The following is a 14,515-nucleotide window of genomic DNA, read 5'->3' on the forward strand; positions in this document are numbered from 1 at the left end:
CAATTAGAAGGTGTACGACACCCCAGCCTGCACAGTGCGTGGCGCACCGGAGTAGACGTAGCTGTTGAACGCGCCTTCGTCGTACTCCTTGTTGAACAGGTTCTTGAGATCCAGGTTCAGGCGCACGTGTTCATTGACCTTATAGAAGCTCAGCAGGTCGACCACGGTGTACTGGTCCATGGTGTAGCTGGTCGCCGAGGTCTGTCCGTTGCGCTCATCCACGTACTTCACGCCCATGCCCATGCCCAGACCCTTGGCCCAGCCGTCCTGAAACTCGTAGGTGTTCAGCAGGCTGACGCTATTGCGCGGGATGTTGGCAAGCCGGGTGCCGGTCGGCAGGCTGGTGTCCTTGGTCACTTCGGCATCAACATAGGCGTAGCCGCCGATCACGCGCCATTCGGGCGTGAGGTTACCGGCGATGTTGATGTCCAGGCCACGGCTGCGGACTTCACCGGCAGCGATCTTGAACGTGTTGGTCGAGTCGGTCGGGTCGTTGGCCAGCACGTTGCGTTTGACGATGTGGTAGATCGCCGCGTCGACGCTCAGCTGGCGGTCGAGGGCTTCCCACTTGATACCCAGCTCGTACGACTTGCCTTTTTCGGGATCGAAGCCGCGCCCGGTATTGCCAGCAGGCGTACCCGTGTTGGGCTTGAACGAGCGCGCCGTGTTGGCATACACCGCAACGGTGTCGGTCAGGTCATACAGCAAACCGACACGCGGGGTGACGCCGTTTTCAGCCTTGTTGAAATCGCCACTGCCAGTTCTGTTGAGCTTGTTGACGTAGTCATGCTCAAAGCGCTCGAAGCGCACACCTGCCAGGAACTTCAGGCGCTCGGTCAGGGCCACCTGGTCCTGCACGAAGGCTGCCCAGGTCTTGAGGTTTTCCTTGTCGTGGGTGGTGAGGCGGGTCAACGCCGGGCGCGACTGGTCGTAGACCGGGTCGAAGATGTCGATCGGGTAGTCGGTCAGAGCGCCGCCTGAGCGACGGATGATCGAGTTGTAGTCGTAATCCTCGTACTCGACGCCGGTCAGCAGCGTATGGCTGAAACCTGCGGTGTCGAAATGCCCGGTCAGGTTGAGCTGGTAGTCGCGATCACGCCATTCCAGCTTGCGGTAGTTGAAGTTGCGGCCCAGCGTGCGACCGTCTCCCTGCAACCCGTTGGCCTCGATGGCGTTGCCCGCGAGCGTGCCATCCAGCCACTGCATGCCGCCGCCAAGGGTCCAGTCGTCGTTGAGCATGTGCTCGAAACGCAACTGGGCCATGTTGTTGTCGTTGTGCAGCATGTTGTCGCTGCCCTTGCCCCAGATGTTGGTGTCACGCGAGGCATTGCCGAGCTGGTTGGCGTAGCGGGTCAGGCCGCGGTCCAAGGGGTGGTTGTTGCGCAGGAAATCCCCCTCGAAGACGATCTTGGTCACCTCGTTCACCTGCCAGCTGAGCACTGGCGCAACGCTGTAGCGTTCGCTTTCCACGTTATCGCGAAAGCTCTCGCCGCCTTCGCCGAGCACGTTCAAGCGGTAGGCCAGACTGCCGTCCTGGTTCAGTGCGCCGGTGGCGTCCAGGGTCGCGCGGTGCATGCCTTGGTCGTCGAACTGGCTGCCCAGGGTGACTTTCGATTCTGCCTGGGGTTGCTTGGTGACCACATTGAAGGTGCCACCGGGGTCGCCACGACCATACAGGCTGCTGGCAGGCCCGCGGATCACCTCCAGGCGTTCGACGCTGTTGGCGTCTGGTGCGTTCGGATAGCCACGGTTCATCGGGAAGCCGTTACGGTAGTACTCGCCGGTGGTGAATCCGCGCACGGTGACGGTGGTCAAGCCCTGGCCGCCAAAGTTGTTGGCCCGGCCAACGCCACCTGCGTAGTCCAGGGCATCTTGCAGACGGGTGGCGCCGGTGTCTTCCAGGACATCCTTGGGCACTACGCTGACCGACTGTGGGGTTTCGTGCAGGGCGGTGTCGGTGCGAGTCGCGCTGGCTGAGCGGGTGGCGCGATAGCCCTCGACCGGCCCGTCGGCGCGCTCGTAGCTGGCGGCGTCAGCATTGATGTTCACGGCGTCGAGCTGGATGCTCGTGGGCGTGTCGGAGGGCGCTGGTGCGGCCCAGGCCAGGAGTGGGGCGGCGTGGAGCAGGCACAGCGAAACAATCCTGTAACGCATGGGTTCAGGTCCTGGAAGTCAAGGCAGTGGAAGTGGAAACGCGCCGCGATACTATCTGGTAACAATTCGCATTTCCAGATATTTGTGGCATACCACATCCCACTTGAGACGCACGTGCCAATGCCAGGTCCGCAGGTTGCATCACCGCGCCAAATGGCACACAGGCATGTCACGTCAGCGTCATATGACAGTCCCAAGATGGCGCGATGTCCACCAGGCTTTGCCGAGGCTTCGCCAGCGCATGCACTCTCCGCACCCTGAGGCCGACCTGCACGGCCTGCTTTATGCCTATGTGTTCCACCCCGGCCAGCCTGGCCGTGAGATCGACGCCGTTCAGGCCATGGCCTATCTGCGCTCATCACCGGGCGACGAATTCTTGTGGCTGCATTTGAACCTGGCCCATGCCGCCTGCGAGCGCTGGATGAAGAGTCATCTGGACCTGCCCGAAACGTTTTTCGAAACCCTGCGCGAAGGGTCGCGCTCCACCCGCATCGAGCATACCGACGACGCGCTGCTGGCGGTGGTCAACGATATGGTGTTCAGCTTCGGCCTGGTGTCTTCGGACGTGTCGACGTTGTGGGCCTGCGCACGCAGCCGGCTGTTGCTCAGCGCTCGGTTGCAACCGTTGCATTCGGTGGACGAGCTGCGTTCTTCGGTCAAGCGCGGCGAGCGTTTCGGCTCCACCGTCGAATTGCTGGTGCACCTGGTCCGCGACCAGGGTGACCTGCTCACTCGGGTGGTGCGCGAGTCGACGCTGAAGGTGGACCGCATCGAGGATCAGTTGCTGTCGCTGCGCCTGTCCGATAACCGTGCCGAACTCAGTAGCCTGCGCCGTGTGTTGGTGCGCCTGCAACGCCTGTTGGCGCTGGAGCCGGGGTCGCTGTTAAGGCTGCTGAACCGGCCCCCGGCGTGGTTGAGCGAGCAGGACATCCAGCAGCTACGGGCCTCGACCGAAGAAATTGCAGTGATCATCGACGACCTCACCAGCTTGGTGGAGCGCATCAAGCTGGTGCAGGAAGAAATCGCCGCCAAGCTTACCGAAGAGAACAACCGGACACTGTTCACGCTTACCGTGGTGACCGTACTGGCGCTGCCGATCAACATCATCGCCGGCTTCTTTGGCATGAACGTGGGGGGCGTGCCGTTGGCGGACGACCCTCACGGTTTCTGGATGCTGGTGGCGTTGGTCGTGACCTTTACCGTGATTGCCGGGCGCTGGGCGTTTCGCAAGCGCGGTGATCACTGAAGGCGTACTCACGGCTAAGCCAGCGGGGCTGTGCGCTATTTGAAGTCCCACTGCATTTGGGTGGCGATGCTCACCGCCCGCGACGATTGCACGCACACATCCATGTAGTCGGTAAAGCGCGGTGGTTCGGCGATGCCTTCCTCTAGTAGCCGGCTGTTGTCGAACAGGTAGTTCAGGTCGGCAAAACCGCTGTACAGGCGCAGTGCACGCAGCACCAGGCGTGGGTTGGCCGGCCCGATACGAGCCTCGAAGCGACCGGCCAGCGACTTGAGATCGTCCGAATCGATTTTGCGATAGCGTTCGCCAACCGGCGCCATGCCATTGGCCTGGGCGAACGCACGGTCGATTTCGGCGAAGGTGCAGGAGGCGCCTCGCCCTGCCGAAACATGATAGAGATCGTGGCTGAGTTGGGGCTTGCGGGCCAATCCGATCAACGCTTCGGCGCAGTAGTCGACCGGGATCACGTCGATCTGCTCGTGCAGATCGCAGGTGAAGCTTTCCAGGGCGAAGCCCATGCGGAATACCCAGAAGATGCTGCCCGAGGCCTGGCATCCCAGGCTACGGTGACCAACCACGATTGAAGGTCGCGCCACTACCAGAGGCAGGCCTGGCAACTGTTCACGCAGACGTCGTTCGATCTCGGCTTTCGACGCGGTGTAGTCCACCAGTTGTTGCTCGGCCTCTGGAAACTCCCATGACTCGCTGATCGGCGATTCCCGCTCGGGCCCACAGCACATGGCCGTGCCCACATGCAGGAAGCGTTTGAGCCGCGCCGAGTGGCTCAGCACCTCGGCGAAGGCGTAGGTGCCTTCGACGTTCACCGGCCAAATCGTCGGGTTTTTCGAGAACGACGCCACGGCCGCGCAATTGATCACCCGGTCCATCTGCAGCAGCCGTGGGGTTGCTTGGGCCAGCCATGAGGTATCGAGCAAATCGCCGCACACAATCTGCGTTTCTTTCAGCGCCAGGCATTGGGCTTGGCTAACACCATGTTGCAGCAGGTTGCCGCGCAGGCGTTCGAGGCCTTCGGCTGGCGAATCGCTGCGCACCAGGAAGTGCAGCCCGGCACCTTGACCTGCGGCGATCAACTGAGCGGCTACCGAACCACCGAGAAAACCCGTGGCGCCGGTGATCAAGATATCTTCGCGCAGGGTGGATGGGGCGAAAACACCCGCGTGGGTCAGTGCATTCATGGCGTTACCTCGGAGGTATAAGGGTGTTGCGCATTTGAAGGGGGAAAGTGTCAACGGGGTGTGAAAAACAGGTGAGCGTTTAATGTGCGCGAAGTAGCAGTGTTCGCCTTGCATATATTCAGCGCATGCCTGTGTGGCCCGCAGGTCGTGGCGTGTAGCCTTTGCGTGCGGCGCTGGCAGCTATTTTCACGGTGGTCCACTTGGAGTTCAACCGATTAAGTGAGGGCGTGCGGAAAGTTTGCGTGAAACTATTTTAATAAGTGCCGCAAAAATGAAATTTCGACAATGTTAAATGTAATTTAATTTAAATAAAGTGCGTCGACAGCCAGTGTTCAGGTAATCCGTCAGGCGATGTGTTATCGCATCGGCTGTTGTCCAGACCGATGCGAGCGCACGCAGCACAATTGTGTGCTGTGCTTACCATCCCCAATGTTTGAGGGTTAGCAGAACGGCCATTCCAACTGCCAACGTCAGCAAGGTACTGCGGGTCTTCCAGGCCACCAGCCCGGCGGCAATCGCGGCGGGAAGCTGCGGGTTGCTCCAGTCGAAGACGCCGTGGCGATCAGGCAGGACCACGGCAGGTAGTACCAGCGCCGCCAGCACCGCGGCTGGTACGTAGGCCAGCGCCCTACGCAGCAGTGGCGGTAGGCGCAATACGCCATGCAGCTCGATGAACGACAGGCGTATGCCGAACGTACCTAAGCCGATCAGCCCGAAGGTCAGCCATTGCAACCACTCACTCATGAGGCCTCCTGGGTGGCACGCTCGCCGGACGGGCCGCGCAACTGCTCGATCAGTACGCCGGTGGTCACGCCGCCTACCGCGCCCAGCAGCAGGCCCAGGTTGAACGGCAGCGCGGCGGCGAGTACCGCGATCAGGCCGCCGGCAAGTGCCGCGCCCAAGGTCGCCGAGCTGCGGATGCTCGGCACCAGCAGTGCCAGGAACGACAGCGGAATGGCAAAACCCAGCGACCAGGATTCGGGAATGCCGGTGCCCAGCAGCACACCGGCCAACACCGCCAGCGTCCAGCCAAACCACATCACCACCGCGGTGCCGGTGTAGTAATGGAAGGGGAAGTTGCCAGCCCCGTCCGCGCCGTTCTTCAACGCCCACAGTGCGAAACTCTGGTCCGACAGCACGTAGGCCAGCGGCCAACGGTGACGCCGTGCCAGGCGATTGAACTGTGGGCTCAACGACGCGCTGTACATCAGGAACCGCAGGTTGATCACCAGGGCGGTGACCACCATGGTCACCGGCAATGCACCACTCTGCATCAACTGCATCACCACCAGTTGGGCAGAGCCGGAATAGAACAGCACAGTCATGCCCATGGCTTGGCTGGGCGACATGCCCATGCCGACCGCGGTTACTCCGGTGATCAGGCCAAACGGGACGATCCCAGTGGTGAGCGGCAGCACATCGCGCGCGCCCTGTGCCAATGCGTGTGTTGCGCTGCGGTATGCCATGTGTGTTCCTCGGCGATCGTTGAAACGCGCAGGCCAGTGCCTGGCCACATGGTCAAAATAAGGCGGCGTGCGACTGGTCACAACCGTACAAATCTGAAATATTAGGCCTAAAAAAAATGAGCCTCGTGATATGTCCCTGGATATGCCTACCCGGCACGCGCTGCCCCTGAATGCGTTGCGTGCCTTCGAAGCCTCTGCGCGGCTGGGCGGATTTGCTCGCGCAGCCCATGAACTCAAGCTGACCCCAGGGGCCATCGCCGCGCTGGTCAAGACCTTGGAGCGCCAGTATGGCGCCATGCTGTTCGAGCGCCACGCCAAGGGCGTGCGCTTAACGCCGCTGGGCGAAAGTGTCAAAACCCAGTTCACCGAGGCTTTCGATGCCGTGGAGGAGGCTGCGCGGACCCTACGTCGCTTGGCAGCGCCGCAGCGCGTGCATATCGTCACCTCGCCGGCCTTAGCCCATCTGTGGCTTGGCCCACGTCTGCCACAGTTGACGGCGCAACTGGCGCCTATCGAAATCTCGGTAACGGCAGTCGATGAGCCACCGAACCTCAAGCGCAGCCCATTCGACCTGTGCCTGTTCTATACCGAGCGCCTTGAACGCGGGCAACGCTCGCTGGCCACCGAGACCGTGACTCCGGTGTGCGTGCCGGCGTTGGCCGCCGACATCCACAGCGCCGCTGACCTGGCCAATGCGCGCTGCATCGCCGAAGTGTGCTGGAACGATTGGGAAGTCTGGGCGCAGGACGTGTTGGGCAGCGCCTTCGTGGCGCGAGGGCCGGGGTTTTCGCTGTATGCCAGCGCCGTGCAGCAGGCATTGCTAGGGGCCGGGGTGCTGATTGGGCGCAGGAGCCTGGTACAGCGCTACCTGAACAGCGGCGAACTGGTGGCACCGATCGATCATTCGGTGCCCCTAGGGCTGCATATCGCTGCATGGACATTGCCATCGGCCCGGGGCAACCGGGCGGTGATGGCGGTAGAGGAGGGCCTGGCAGAACTGGCCCAGGCCTGAGGAACCGGTTAGTGCCCGCCCTTCATACGGCGGGCAATCAGGTAGATGCCCAACCCCACCAGCGCTGCCAGTGCGCCGATATAGCCGGTGCTGGTCCAGCCTAAACCCGCGCTGATCGCCATGCCGCCGAACCAGGGGCCCAAGGCGTTGGCCAGGTTGAATGCGGCGTGGTTGGAGGCAGCGGCCAGGCTGGGCGCTTCGTGTGCGATGTCCATCAGGCGGATTTGCAACGGTGCGGCCAGGGCGATCATGGTGCCGACCAGGGCAACGCCTGGTAATAGGGTCCATAGCGAATGGGCGGCCAGCGGAAACAGCAGCAGCACCGCCATCGACCACACCAGCACGATACCGACCGCGCGGAACTGCAGGCGATCGAACAACTTGCCGCCGACGATATTGCCCACGATCCCGCCCACACCGAAGGCAGCCAGGCCGAAGGGAATCCATTGTGGCGACGCCTGGGTCACGTGCAGCAGGGTCGGCGCCAGATAGCTGAACACACAGAACATCCCGGCAAAGCCTATCGAGGCGATGCCCAGGGCCATCCACACTTGCGGCAGAGCGAAGGCACGCAGTTCCTTGCGTGGATCACTGCGAACCTCATCGGCCGGTTGTGGCACGTAGCGGGTCACCAGGGCCACGGTGCACAGCGCGATCAGCGCCACCAGCACAAATGCCGAGCGCCAACCGAAAAACTGGCCAAGCAGGGTCGCCAGCGGGTTGCCTAGCAACATGGCCAAGGTCAGGCCCATCATTACCCGCGCCACGGCCCCGGCGCGATGGTTGCTGGCCACCATGCTCGAAGCCACCACCGCGGCGATGCCAAAGTAGGCGCCATGCGGCAGGCCGCTGATGAAGCGAAACGCCACCAGGCTGGCGAACGACGGTGCGAACGCGGTGGCCAGGTTGCCAATGGCGTACAGCGCCATCAGCAGCAGTAACATGTGCTTGCGCAGCAGCTTGGCGCCGAGGATGGCCAGACTCGGCGCCCCCACCATCACGCCGAGCGCATAGGCGCTGATCGCATGGCCTACCTGGGGCTCGCTCAAGTGCAGGTTGTTGGCGATATCGGGCATCAGGCCCATGATGGCGAACTCGCCAGTGCCGATGGCGAAGCTGCCAAGGGCCATGGCCGCTTCCATTTTGACGACGGTGGATGTGCTAGGAAGTGCTGGCGGCGGTGACTCGTGGACTGACATCGGGATCCTTTGCGAAACATGCTGAAACGTTTGACTACCTATCCTAGACAATCTCAAGCGCAGGCGTCGACCCTGAACGGGCCGCTAGAGCGCCGATCACTGGCACAGTCATGGACCTACCTCGTTCTCAATCAGTTCGTCTTGCACAACCGTGCAGTTACCGCTAAACCTGCGCTGGCTGAATAATCTTTGGAGAAACGGATGATCAAGGTCGGAGAACAGTTGCCCGATGTCACGCTTTACCAGTTCAGCGACGGGGAGGGCGGTTGCCCGATCGGGCCGCAGGCGTTCTCGTTGCGCGAGCGCTGCCGGGGCAGGCGCGTGGTGATCTTCGGCTTGCCGGGAGCGTTCACCCCGACCTGTTCGCAGCGTCACGTGCCGGGCTACCTGGAACACGCCCATGCGCTGTTCAAGGCCGGCGTGGACGAGATCCTGTGCGTCGCCGTGAACGATGCCTTCGTCATGCACGCCTGGGGCAAGACCTTCGCTAATCAAGGCGAGGTGGCCATGGTGTCTGACGGTAACGCCGAACTCACCGATGCCCTGGGGCTCGCCCAGGATGCCACAGCGCGTGGCATGGGCAAGCGCTCGCAACGCTATGCGCTGTTGGCAGAAGATGGCGTGGTACGCCGTATAGAGGTGGACGCACCCGGCCAACTGGCGGTGAGCGACGCGCAGAGTATGCTGGCGTTTTTGCAGATGCCAGCACAGTAACGGTTCAAGGTATTGATCCTGTGTGCGGCCCTAGGCTGGGTACCTGCCAGGCAAAGCGATAGACCTGCTCGGGCGCGCGGGCCTGGCATTGCCTGTTGTCCGCCGCGCTCCCCACCAGGTACCACGCGTCCCGCGAGGTGCCGCCCAGCTTGCGGGCCTTGTCGAGCGTAAAGCAGCGCTCCAAGTGGCTGGCCGGCACCAAGGCGAAGGTCTGCGGATGTTGGCGCAGCCAATAGATTGCCTGTTCCACGCTAGCGGTGCTGGCGAAACCAAAATGCACGATTGGCTGGCGCGCAAATAGCCAATGTCCTTCGCGCCAATGGATCAGTACCAGTTCTGCGCCACGCGATGCCTGCGCGGCGTCGGCCATGAGGGTTTCGTGAGGGTTACGGCCTTCCTTGAACGGCTCGATCAAGCCGCGTGCAAACCACAGGCAGAACCATGCGAGCGCTACCGCCATGAAGACCTTGCGCCATCTGGGACGTCGCTGGAACCATCGCTTGAGCAGCCAGGGCAGCAGCGGTGCGATGGCCAGTACCAGGCCGGGCAGCGCGGGGTAAATATAGAGCTTGCGTTTGCCGCTACTCAAGCTGAAGAACAGCAGTACCAGCGCCACCCAGCTCAGTAGCAGCAGGAACCGGCCATCGCGCTTGTGCAACTGGCGCCGCCAGGCAGGGACCAGCCAAGGCAGGGCCAGTACCAAGGGCAGCCAGTATTTGGGGATGACCTGGGTGAAAAAGTACCAGACGGGCTCACGGTGATCCCAGGCGTTGGCGTAGCGCCCAGCGGTCTGGCGCAGCAGGATTTCCTTGAGATAGGCCAGCTCGGCGGCGCCACCGCCGTGGGCGATCGATACCAGCAGCGGCAGCAGCCACACCGCGCAACCGGCCAGCAGGCATGCCAAGCCCCAGCTCCAGCGCACAGCCTGGCCCGGCATCGCCACCACCCCACGCCAGCCTTTGTGCACGCCCCAGGCGTAGGGCAACAGCAGCAGCGCCGGGACAAACCCCACACCTTTGCTGATGATGCCTAGCCCCATGGCCACGCACGCCAGGTAGAACCAACCCCACGCAGGGCCGAGCAACAGATGGCGGAGCATGCCGTAAACGCCAAGCATTACCCACAGGCAGAGGAAGCTGTCGATCTGCCCGGTACGCAGAATGCTGTAGGTCTGGTAGGTGGCCAGGAACAACAACGCCGCAATCACGCCGACCCGGCGGTTCCACAGGCGCCTGCCAAGGTCGTGCAGTACCAGCGTGATGGTGGCTGCCGACAGCAGCCCCGGCAGGTACAGGGCGACTTTTGGCAGACCGGTCAGGGCGCTGAATGCAGCCACGGTCCACATGAACAACGGCGGCTTGTCGGCGTAGATCTGCGCCGCGCGGTGCGGGATGAACCAGTTGCCGTCCTGCAGCATTTCAAGGGCGACGCCCAGAAAACGCTCTTCATCGACGTTCATCGGCTGGCGCCAGCCGATCCCGGCGCCGACCAGCAACAGCGCAAGGACAACCAGTAGCAGCCGTTCGGCCGCGAGGGTCTTGAGGCGCGGCACAGGTTATTCCTTCTGTTCTTTGTAGCGGGCGATCAGTTGCAGGTTGCGCAGGTAGACCACGAAGCCGAAGGCCTGGCCGAGGATGAACACCGGGTCCTGGCGGTAGATCGCATAGACCAGCAGCAACGCGCTGCCGAGCATACTCAGGTACCAGAAACCCACCGGGATCACGCTGCGGCGCTTGATCTCGCTGTACAGCCATTGCAGTACGAAGCGGCCGGTGAAGACCGCCTGGCCGGTGAAACCGACGATCAGCCAGAGGGTTTCGCGGGTCATCCTTCAAGCTCCTGCGGGCGCACGTCCAGGCGGCTGCGGCGGATCAGCCACCAGACCCCGAACAGGTCGAGCACCCCGACCAGCGCGCGGTCCAGGTTGCCGTACTTGGAGGTACCGGCGTGACGTGGCCGGTGGTTGACCGGATGCACCAGCATGGCGCCGTGCTGGCGCAAGATCAGCGCCGGGATGAAACGGTGCATGTGGTCGAAGTAGGGCAGGCTGACGAAGGCGGCGCGCTCGATCAGTTTCAGGCCGCAACCGGTGTCGGAAGTTGCGTCCTTGAGCAGGCGCCGACGCAGGCCGTTGGCCAGGCGCGAGGCCCAGCGTTTGCTGGCTGTATCTTGACGATTGACGCGGTGGCCGGCCACCAGCTTGACGCGGCCCTGGTTGGCGCGCGCTACTGCCAGCATGCCGGGGATGTCAGCTGGGTCGTTCTGTCCGTCGCCATCGAGGGTTGCCAGCCATTCGCCCTGGGCAGCCTGGGCGGCGTGCCAGATCGAGGTGCTCTGGCCCAGCGAGCGCTCGTGACAAAGGATGCGCAGTTGGGCGAAGCCTTCGGCCTTCAGGCGCTGCAGTACGGCCAGGGTCTGGTCGCTGCTACCGTCGTCGACCACCAGCACCTCGTAGCGCTCATTGGCCAGGGCGCTGCGGATCTCCATCAGCAGCGACGGCAGGTTTTCAACTTCGTTCTTGGCGGGTATCAGGACCGACAGGTCCAGGGGTTGGGTCATGCAGGTTACCTGAGTTCGGGAAGGAGCTGCCTGGACTGGGCCGGGTAGAAGTCCCGGTACCAGTCGACGAAGGCCTGCACGCCCTGTTCAAGGGGCGTACAAGGGGAGAAACCGATCCAGCGTGCAAGGGCAGTCACATCGGCCCAGGTTTCGTGCACATCGCCTGGTTGGAAGGGCAAATAGTTGCGCAGGGCCTCGATCCCGAGGGCAGTTTCGAGGCGTTCGACGAAGTGCAGCAGGCGCACCGGTTCACCTCGTCCGATGTTGAACAACTGGCAGGGAGCCTGCCCGTCGAGGGGTTGCGGCGGCTTGTCGAGCACGCGTCGGAGGCTTTCGACAATGTCGTCGATGTAAGTGAAGTCGCGCGCCATCCGGCCGTGGTTGTACAGCTCGATGTGCCGTCCTTCGAGCATCGCCTGGGTGAATTTGAACAGCGCCATGTCAGGGCGGCCCCACGGGCCATAGACGGTGAAGAAGCGCAGGCCGGTCATGGGCAACCGGTAGAGGTGCGCGTAGCTGTGGGCCATCAGTTCATTGGCGCGCTTGCTGGCGGCGTAAAACGAGACCGGCTGCTCGACCGGATCCTGCTCGCTGAACGGTAACTTGGCATTGGCGCCGTACACAGAACTGCTGGAGGCATACACCAGATGCCGGGGAGGGCTGTGCCGGCAGGCTTCCAGCACATTCAGAAAGCCTACCAGGTTCGACTCGCCATACGCTCCGGGGTTGCTCAACGAGTAGCGCACGCCGGCCTGCGCGGCGAGGTGAACGACTTCGCTAAAACGATGACGGGCAAATAGCTGCATCAGACCGGGTGCGTCGGTAATGTCCAGGTGCTGGAAGCTGAAGTTCGGCCACGCCATCAGCTGCCGCAGGCGCGCGTGCTTGAGTTCGACACTGTAGTAGGGGTTGAGGTTGTCGACACCGATCACCTCCAGCCCTTGCTGGCACAGGCGTCGGGCTAGGTGGAAGCCTATGAAACCGGCGGCGCCGGTGATCAGTATGGGCATGCACGCTGCGCCTGATCAGGGGAGTGGCCAAGATGCCCCGCAGGGACAGCCGTAACGTTCATGCACATGCGCCTTCTGGTTGAGCCGGTGCCAAACAAAATGTCACGGTTGTGTTGAGACTTTGTGACCGCAGGAGGACATCCCGCTCAAGGCTCGAGGCTGATAATGTCCTCCCTCCCAAAGGAGCACAAATGTATCCCTGCGCAGGCAAATGCGACCGTTCTCGCAATTTCAGTGCATCATGCTCGCCCTGCTAATTCTGTCCTGGCCCCACATCGAACATGAATCGTCCACTCTTCATTGCCCTGGACGGCCCCAAAGGTGTCGGCAAGACCTCCTTGCTCGAAGCCGTGACCCACGCCCTGCGCGCCGAGCATCACAAGGTCGTGCGCCTCAGCGAGCGCAATCACGACCCAGGCAGGGCCGAGACCATGGCCTTGGTCAATGCAGTGGCACGCAGCCCTTCGCCGGCACTGGAGTTGAAGGTCTGTGAACGTCTGGCCGCCAGCCGTGCCTGGATTGGCGAACATGTGCTAGCACGGCAGCCGGCAGACAGCATCATCCTGATCGACCGCTGGTATCCCTCTGATGCAGCCTTTCGCCGCTCGATTGCGTTTGCCGACATCCTGCGCTTGAACCTTGAGCGTGGCGTACAAGTGCCTGACCTGCATGTCGCAGTGGTCACCGCCCCGCAGATGTCATGGGCAAGGGCGGCGGCGCGACGCGGTGGGTTAGGCAGTACGGTGATCCATAGCCTGGAGGAACAAACCGCCTGCACTGAAGCGTTCGAGCGGGCCGCCAGCGACAACGGCTGGTTCCTATGCCGCAACGAGGGCTCGCTCGAAGCAGCAACGCGCCATATCGTTGCCGCCATCTACAGCGTGCGCTGACGCGTAACGTGGCAGGGGCAGGGGCAGGGGAGCCGGCATCTGCCCATGCCTATTGCGTATTTCCTGGGTTAGGCTAACTTATACAAAACCTGTACAAATAACTGGAGTTGTACATGTATTGTAAGTGGCCCCTGACGCTTTACTACGACGGCGCCTGCCCCTTGTGTGCCAGGGAGATTGCGATGCTGCGCACGCGATCAACCGCGGATACGCTCATCCTGGTTGACATCAGTCATGAGGACTTTTCCCCGGAAACACTGGGACTTACGCTTGATCAACTCGCCGCTCGGTTACATGGACGGTTCGCAAGTGGAGAGTGGGTGACAGGCCTGGACGCTACATTATGGAGTTGGCGTGCGGCCGGTCTTGGCCACTGGGTCGCGCCATTGACGTGGCGTCCACTACGTCCGCTGCTTTCAATTTTGTACAGTTTTTTCTGTCGTGTGAGGCCGCACCTGGCCTGGTTACCCCATCCCGAAGGCGCGCACCGCTGCCGCAGTGAGGAGTCCAAATGTCACATTCGCTAGCCGAGCACTACCACGAAATCCTGGTCGGCGTGGGTGAGAACCCCCAGCGTGAAGGCCTGAGGGACACGCCGCAGCGTGCTGCCAAAGCCATGCAGTACTTATGCAACGGGTATGGCCAGAATCTGCAAGAGGTCGTGAATGGTGCGCTGTTCGAGACTCAGAACGACGAAATGATCGTAGTGCGCGACATCGAGCTGTACTCCCTGTGCGAACACCACATGCTGCCCTTCATCGGCAAGGCACATGTGGCCTATCTACCCACAGGTCGCGTACTGGGGCTTTCAAAGGTCGCGCGTGTGGTCGATATGTTCGCCCGTCGCTTGCAGATACAGGAAAACCTGACCCGGCAAATTGCCTATGCGGTGCAGGAAGTCACGCATGCGGCCGGCGTGGGCGTAGTGATCGAGGCCAAGCACATGTGCATGATGATGCGTGGGGTAGAGAAGCAGAACTCGCTGATGATTTCGTCGGTCATGCTCGGTGAGTTTCGCGAATCGCCGACGACCCGGCACGAATTCCTCAGTCTTATCGGGCGGCACCCTTGA

At 62.2% G+C, this 14,515-nt stretch carries 15 protein-coding genes; 6 read left to right on the forward strand and 9 right to left on the reverse strand.

Annotated features, from left to right (window positions below):
- Window positions 1-3: 3 nt before the first annotated feature.
- Window positions 4-2,154 carry a TonB-dependent siderophore receptor gene (locus tag ACNFIC_RS03130; RefSeq protein WP_416779843.1) on the reverse strand — a complete coding sequence of 717 codons (2,151 nt, stop codon included), beginning with the start codon at window positions 2,152-2,154 and terminating at the stop codon, window positions 4-6.
- Between the two features lie 241 nt (window positions 2,155-2,395).
- Here ACNFIC_RS03130 and ACNFIC_RS03135 point away from each other — a divergent pair, with 241 nt between their 5' ends.
- Window positions 2,396-3,400, forward strand: coding sequence for a transporter (locus ACNFIC_RS03135; RefSeq protein WP_416779845.1), 1,005 nt, complete (start codon window positions 2,396-2,398; stop codon window positions 3,398-3,400).
- Window positions 3,401-3,435: 35 nt separating this feature from the next.
- On the opposite strand, the gene cprA is transcribed toward ACNFIC_RS03135, so the two are convergent.
- The 3 genes from cprA to ACNFIC_RS03150 all read right to left on the reverse strand — a co-directional run bounded on the left by cprA (window position 3,436) and on the right by ACNFIC_RS03150 (window position 6,059).
- Complete coding sequence (gene cprA / locus ACNFIC_RS03140) at window positions 3,436-4,593, reverse strand: cationic peptide resistance protein CprA (RefSeq protein ID WP_416779848.1); 1,158 nt, start codon at window positions 4,591-4,593, stop codon at window positions 3,436-3,438.
- Window positions 4,594-5,010: 417 nt separating this feature from the next.
- Entirely contained in the window at window positions 5,011-5,337 is a 327-nt protein-coding gene (locus ACNFIC_RS03145) for an AzlD domain-containing protein (protein ID WP_416779850.1), read from the reverse strand.
- Window positions 5,334-6,059: an AzlC family ABC transporter permease gene (locus ACNFIC_RS03150; RefSeq protein WP_416779851.1), complete on the reverse strand. Its 726-nt coding sequence runs from the start codon at window positions 6,057-6,059 to the stop codon at window positions 5,334-5,336. The genes ACNFIC_RS03145 and ACNFIC_RS03150 overlap by 4 nt, the downstream gene beginning before the upstream one ends.
- A 130-nt stretch (window positions 6,060-6,189) precedes the next feature.
- Here ACNFIC_RS03150 and ACNFIC_RS03155 point away from each other — a divergent pair, with 130 nt between their 5' ends.
- Window positions 6,190-7,071: a LysR family transcriptional regulator gene (locus ACNFIC_RS03155; RefSeq protein ID WP_138217688.1), complete on the forward strand. Its 882-nt coding sequence runs from the start codon at window positions 6,190-6,192 to the stop codon at window positions 7,069-7,071.
- Between the two features lie 8 nt (window positions 7,072-7,079).
- Here ACNFIC_RS03155 and ACNFIC_RS03160 read toward each other — a convergent pair whose 3' ends face one another.
- The gene (locus ACNFIC_RS03160) at window positions 7,080-8,270 is read right to left on the reverse strand and encodes an MFS transporter (RefSeq protein ID WP_416779853.1); all 1,191 of its coding nucleotides are present in this window, start codon (window positions 8,268-8,270) and stop codon (window positions 7,080-7,082) included.
- 201 nt (window positions 8,271-8,471) lie between these two features.
- Here ACNFIC_RS03160 and ACNFIC_RS03165 point away from each other — a divergent pair, with 201 nt between their 5' ends.
- Entirely contained in the window at window positions 8,472-8,984 is a 513-nt protein-coding gene (locus tag ACNFIC_RS03165; protein ID WP_138217690.1) for a peroxiredoxin, read from the forward strand.
- A gap of 4 nt (window positions 8,985-8,988) precedes the next feature.
- On the opposite strand, the gene ACNFIC_RS03170 is transcribed toward ACNFIC_RS03165, so the two are convergent.
- The 4 genes from ACNFIC_RS03170 to ACNFIC_RS03185 are packed head-to-tail and all read right to left on the reverse strand — an operon-like array spanning window position 8,989 to window position 12,553.
- Window positions 8,989-10,536, reverse strand: coding sequence for an ArnT family glycosyltransferase (locus tag ACNFIC_RS03170; RefSeq protein WP_416779855.1), 1,548 nt, complete (start codon window positions 10,534-10,536; stop codon window positions 8,989-8,991).
- Window positions 10,537-10,539: 3 nt separating this feature from the next.
- Complete coding sequence (locus ACNFIC_RS03175) at window positions 10,540-10,812, reverse strand: lipid-A-disaccharide synthase N-terminal domain-containing protein (protein WP_138217692.1); 273 nt, start codon at window positions 10,810-10,812, stop codon at window positions 10,540-10,542.
- Complete coding sequence (locus ACNFIC_RS03180; protein WP_416779857.1) at window positions 10,809-11,543, reverse strand: glycosyltransferase family 2 protein; 735 nt, start codon at window positions 11,541-11,543, stop codon at window positions 10,809-10,811. The genes ACNFIC_RS03175 and ACNFIC_RS03180 overlap by 4 nt, the downstream gene beginning before the upstream one ends.
- Before the next feature lie 5 nt (window positions 11,544-11,548).
- Window positions 11,549-12,553, reverse strand: coding sequence for an NAD-dependent epimerase (locus tag ACNFIC_RS03185; RefSeq protein WP_416779858.1), 1,005 nt, complete (start codon window positions 12,551-12,553; stop codon window positions 11,549-11,551).
- A 281-nt stretch (window positions 12,554-12,834) separates the two neighbouring features.
- Here ACNFIC_RS03185 and ACNFIC_RS03190 point away from each other — a divergent pair, with 281 nt between their 5' ends.
- The 3 genes from ACNFIC_RS03190 to folE all read left to right on the forward strand — a co-directional run bounded on the left by ACNFIC_RS03190 (window position 12,835) and on the right by folE (window position 14,515).
- Window positions 12,835-13,443, forward strand: coding sequence for a dTMP kinase (locus tag ACNFIC_RS03190; RefSeq protein WP_416779860.1), 609 nt, complete (start codon window positions 12,835-12,837; stop codon window positions 13,441-13,443).
- 113 nt (window positions 13,444-13,556) lie between these two features.
- Entirely contained in the window at window positions 13,557-13,970 is a 414-nt protein-coding gene (locus tag ACNFIC_RS03195; protein ID WP_416779862.1) for a thiol-disulfide oxidoreductase DCC family protein, read from the forward strand.
- Entirely contained in the window at window positions 13,955-14,515 is a 561-nt protein-coding gene (folE, locus tag ACNFIC_RS03200; RefSeq protein WP_416779864.1) for a GTP cyclohydrolase I FolE, read from the forward strand. The genes ACNFIC_RS03195 and folE overlap by 16 nt, the downstream gene beginning before the upstream one ends.

Source organism: Pseudomonas sp. NY15463 (genome assembly GCF_048068415.1).
In the GTDB taxonomy this organism is placed as follows: domain Bacteria; phylum Pseudomonadota; class Gammaproteobacteria; order Pseudomonadales; family Pseudomonadaceae; genus Aquipseudomonas; species Aquipseudomonas mosselii_C.

Bases quoted from the DNA above. Each gene is read 5' to 3' on its own strand.
- ACNFIC_RS03165 (WP_138217690.1), top strand. From the start codon at position 8,472: ATGATCAAGGTCGGAGAACAGTTGCCCGATGTCACGCTTTACCAGTTC.
- cprA (WP_416779848.1), bottom strand. From the start codon at position 4,593: ATGAATGCACTGACCCACGCGGGTGTTTTCGCCCCATCCACCCTGCGC.
- ACNFIC_RS03175 (WP_138217692.1), bottom strand. From the start codon at position 10,812: ATGACCCGCGAAACCCTCTGGCTGATCGTCGGTTTCACCGGCCAGGCG.
- ACNFIC_RS03180 (WP_416779857.1), bottom strand. From the start codon at position 11,543: ATGACCCAACCCCTGGACCTGTCGGTCCTGATACCCGCCAAGAACGAA.
- ACNFIC_RS03130 (WP_416779843.1), bottom strand. From the start codon at position 2,154: ATGCGTTACAGGATTGTTTCGCTGTGCCTGCTCCACGCCGCCCCACTC.
- ACNFIC_RS03155 (WP_138217688.1), top strand. From the start codon at position 6,190: ATGTCCCTGGATATGCCTACCCGGCACGCGCTGCCCCTGAATGCGTTG.
- ACNFIC_RS03160 (WP_416779853.1), bottom strand. From the start codon at position 8,270: ATGTCAGTCCACGAGTCACCGCCGCCAGCACTTCCTAGCACATCCACC.
- ACNFIC_RS03145 (WP_416779850.1), bottom strand. From the start codon at position 5,337: ATGAGTGAGTGGTTGCAATGGCTGACCTTCGGGCTGATCGGCTTAGGT.
- ACNFIC_RS03150 (WP_416779851.1), bottom strand. From the start codon at position 6,059: ATGGCATACCGCAGCGCAACACACGCATTGGCACAGGGCGCGCGCGAT.
- ACNFIC_RS03135 (WP_416779845.1), top strand. From the start codon at position 2,396: ATGCACTCTCCGCACCCTGAGGCCGACCTGCACGGCCTGCTTTATGCC.
- ACNFIC_RS03190 (WP_416779860.1), top strand. From the start codon at position 12,835: ATGAATCGTCCACTCTTCATTGCCCTGGACGGCCCCAAAGGTGTCGGC.
- folE (WP_416779864.1), top strand. From the start codon at position 13,955: ATGTCACATTCGCTAGCCGAGCACTACCACGAAATCCTGGTCGGCGTG.
- ACNFIC_RS03195 (WP_416779862.1), top strand. From the start codon at position 13,557: ATGTATTGTAAGTGGCCCCTGACGCTTTACTACGACGGCGCCTGCCCC.
- ACNFIC_RS03185 (WP_416779858.1), bottom strand. From the start codon at position 12,553: ATGCCCATACTGATCACCGGCGCCGCCGGTTTCATAGGCTTCCACCTA.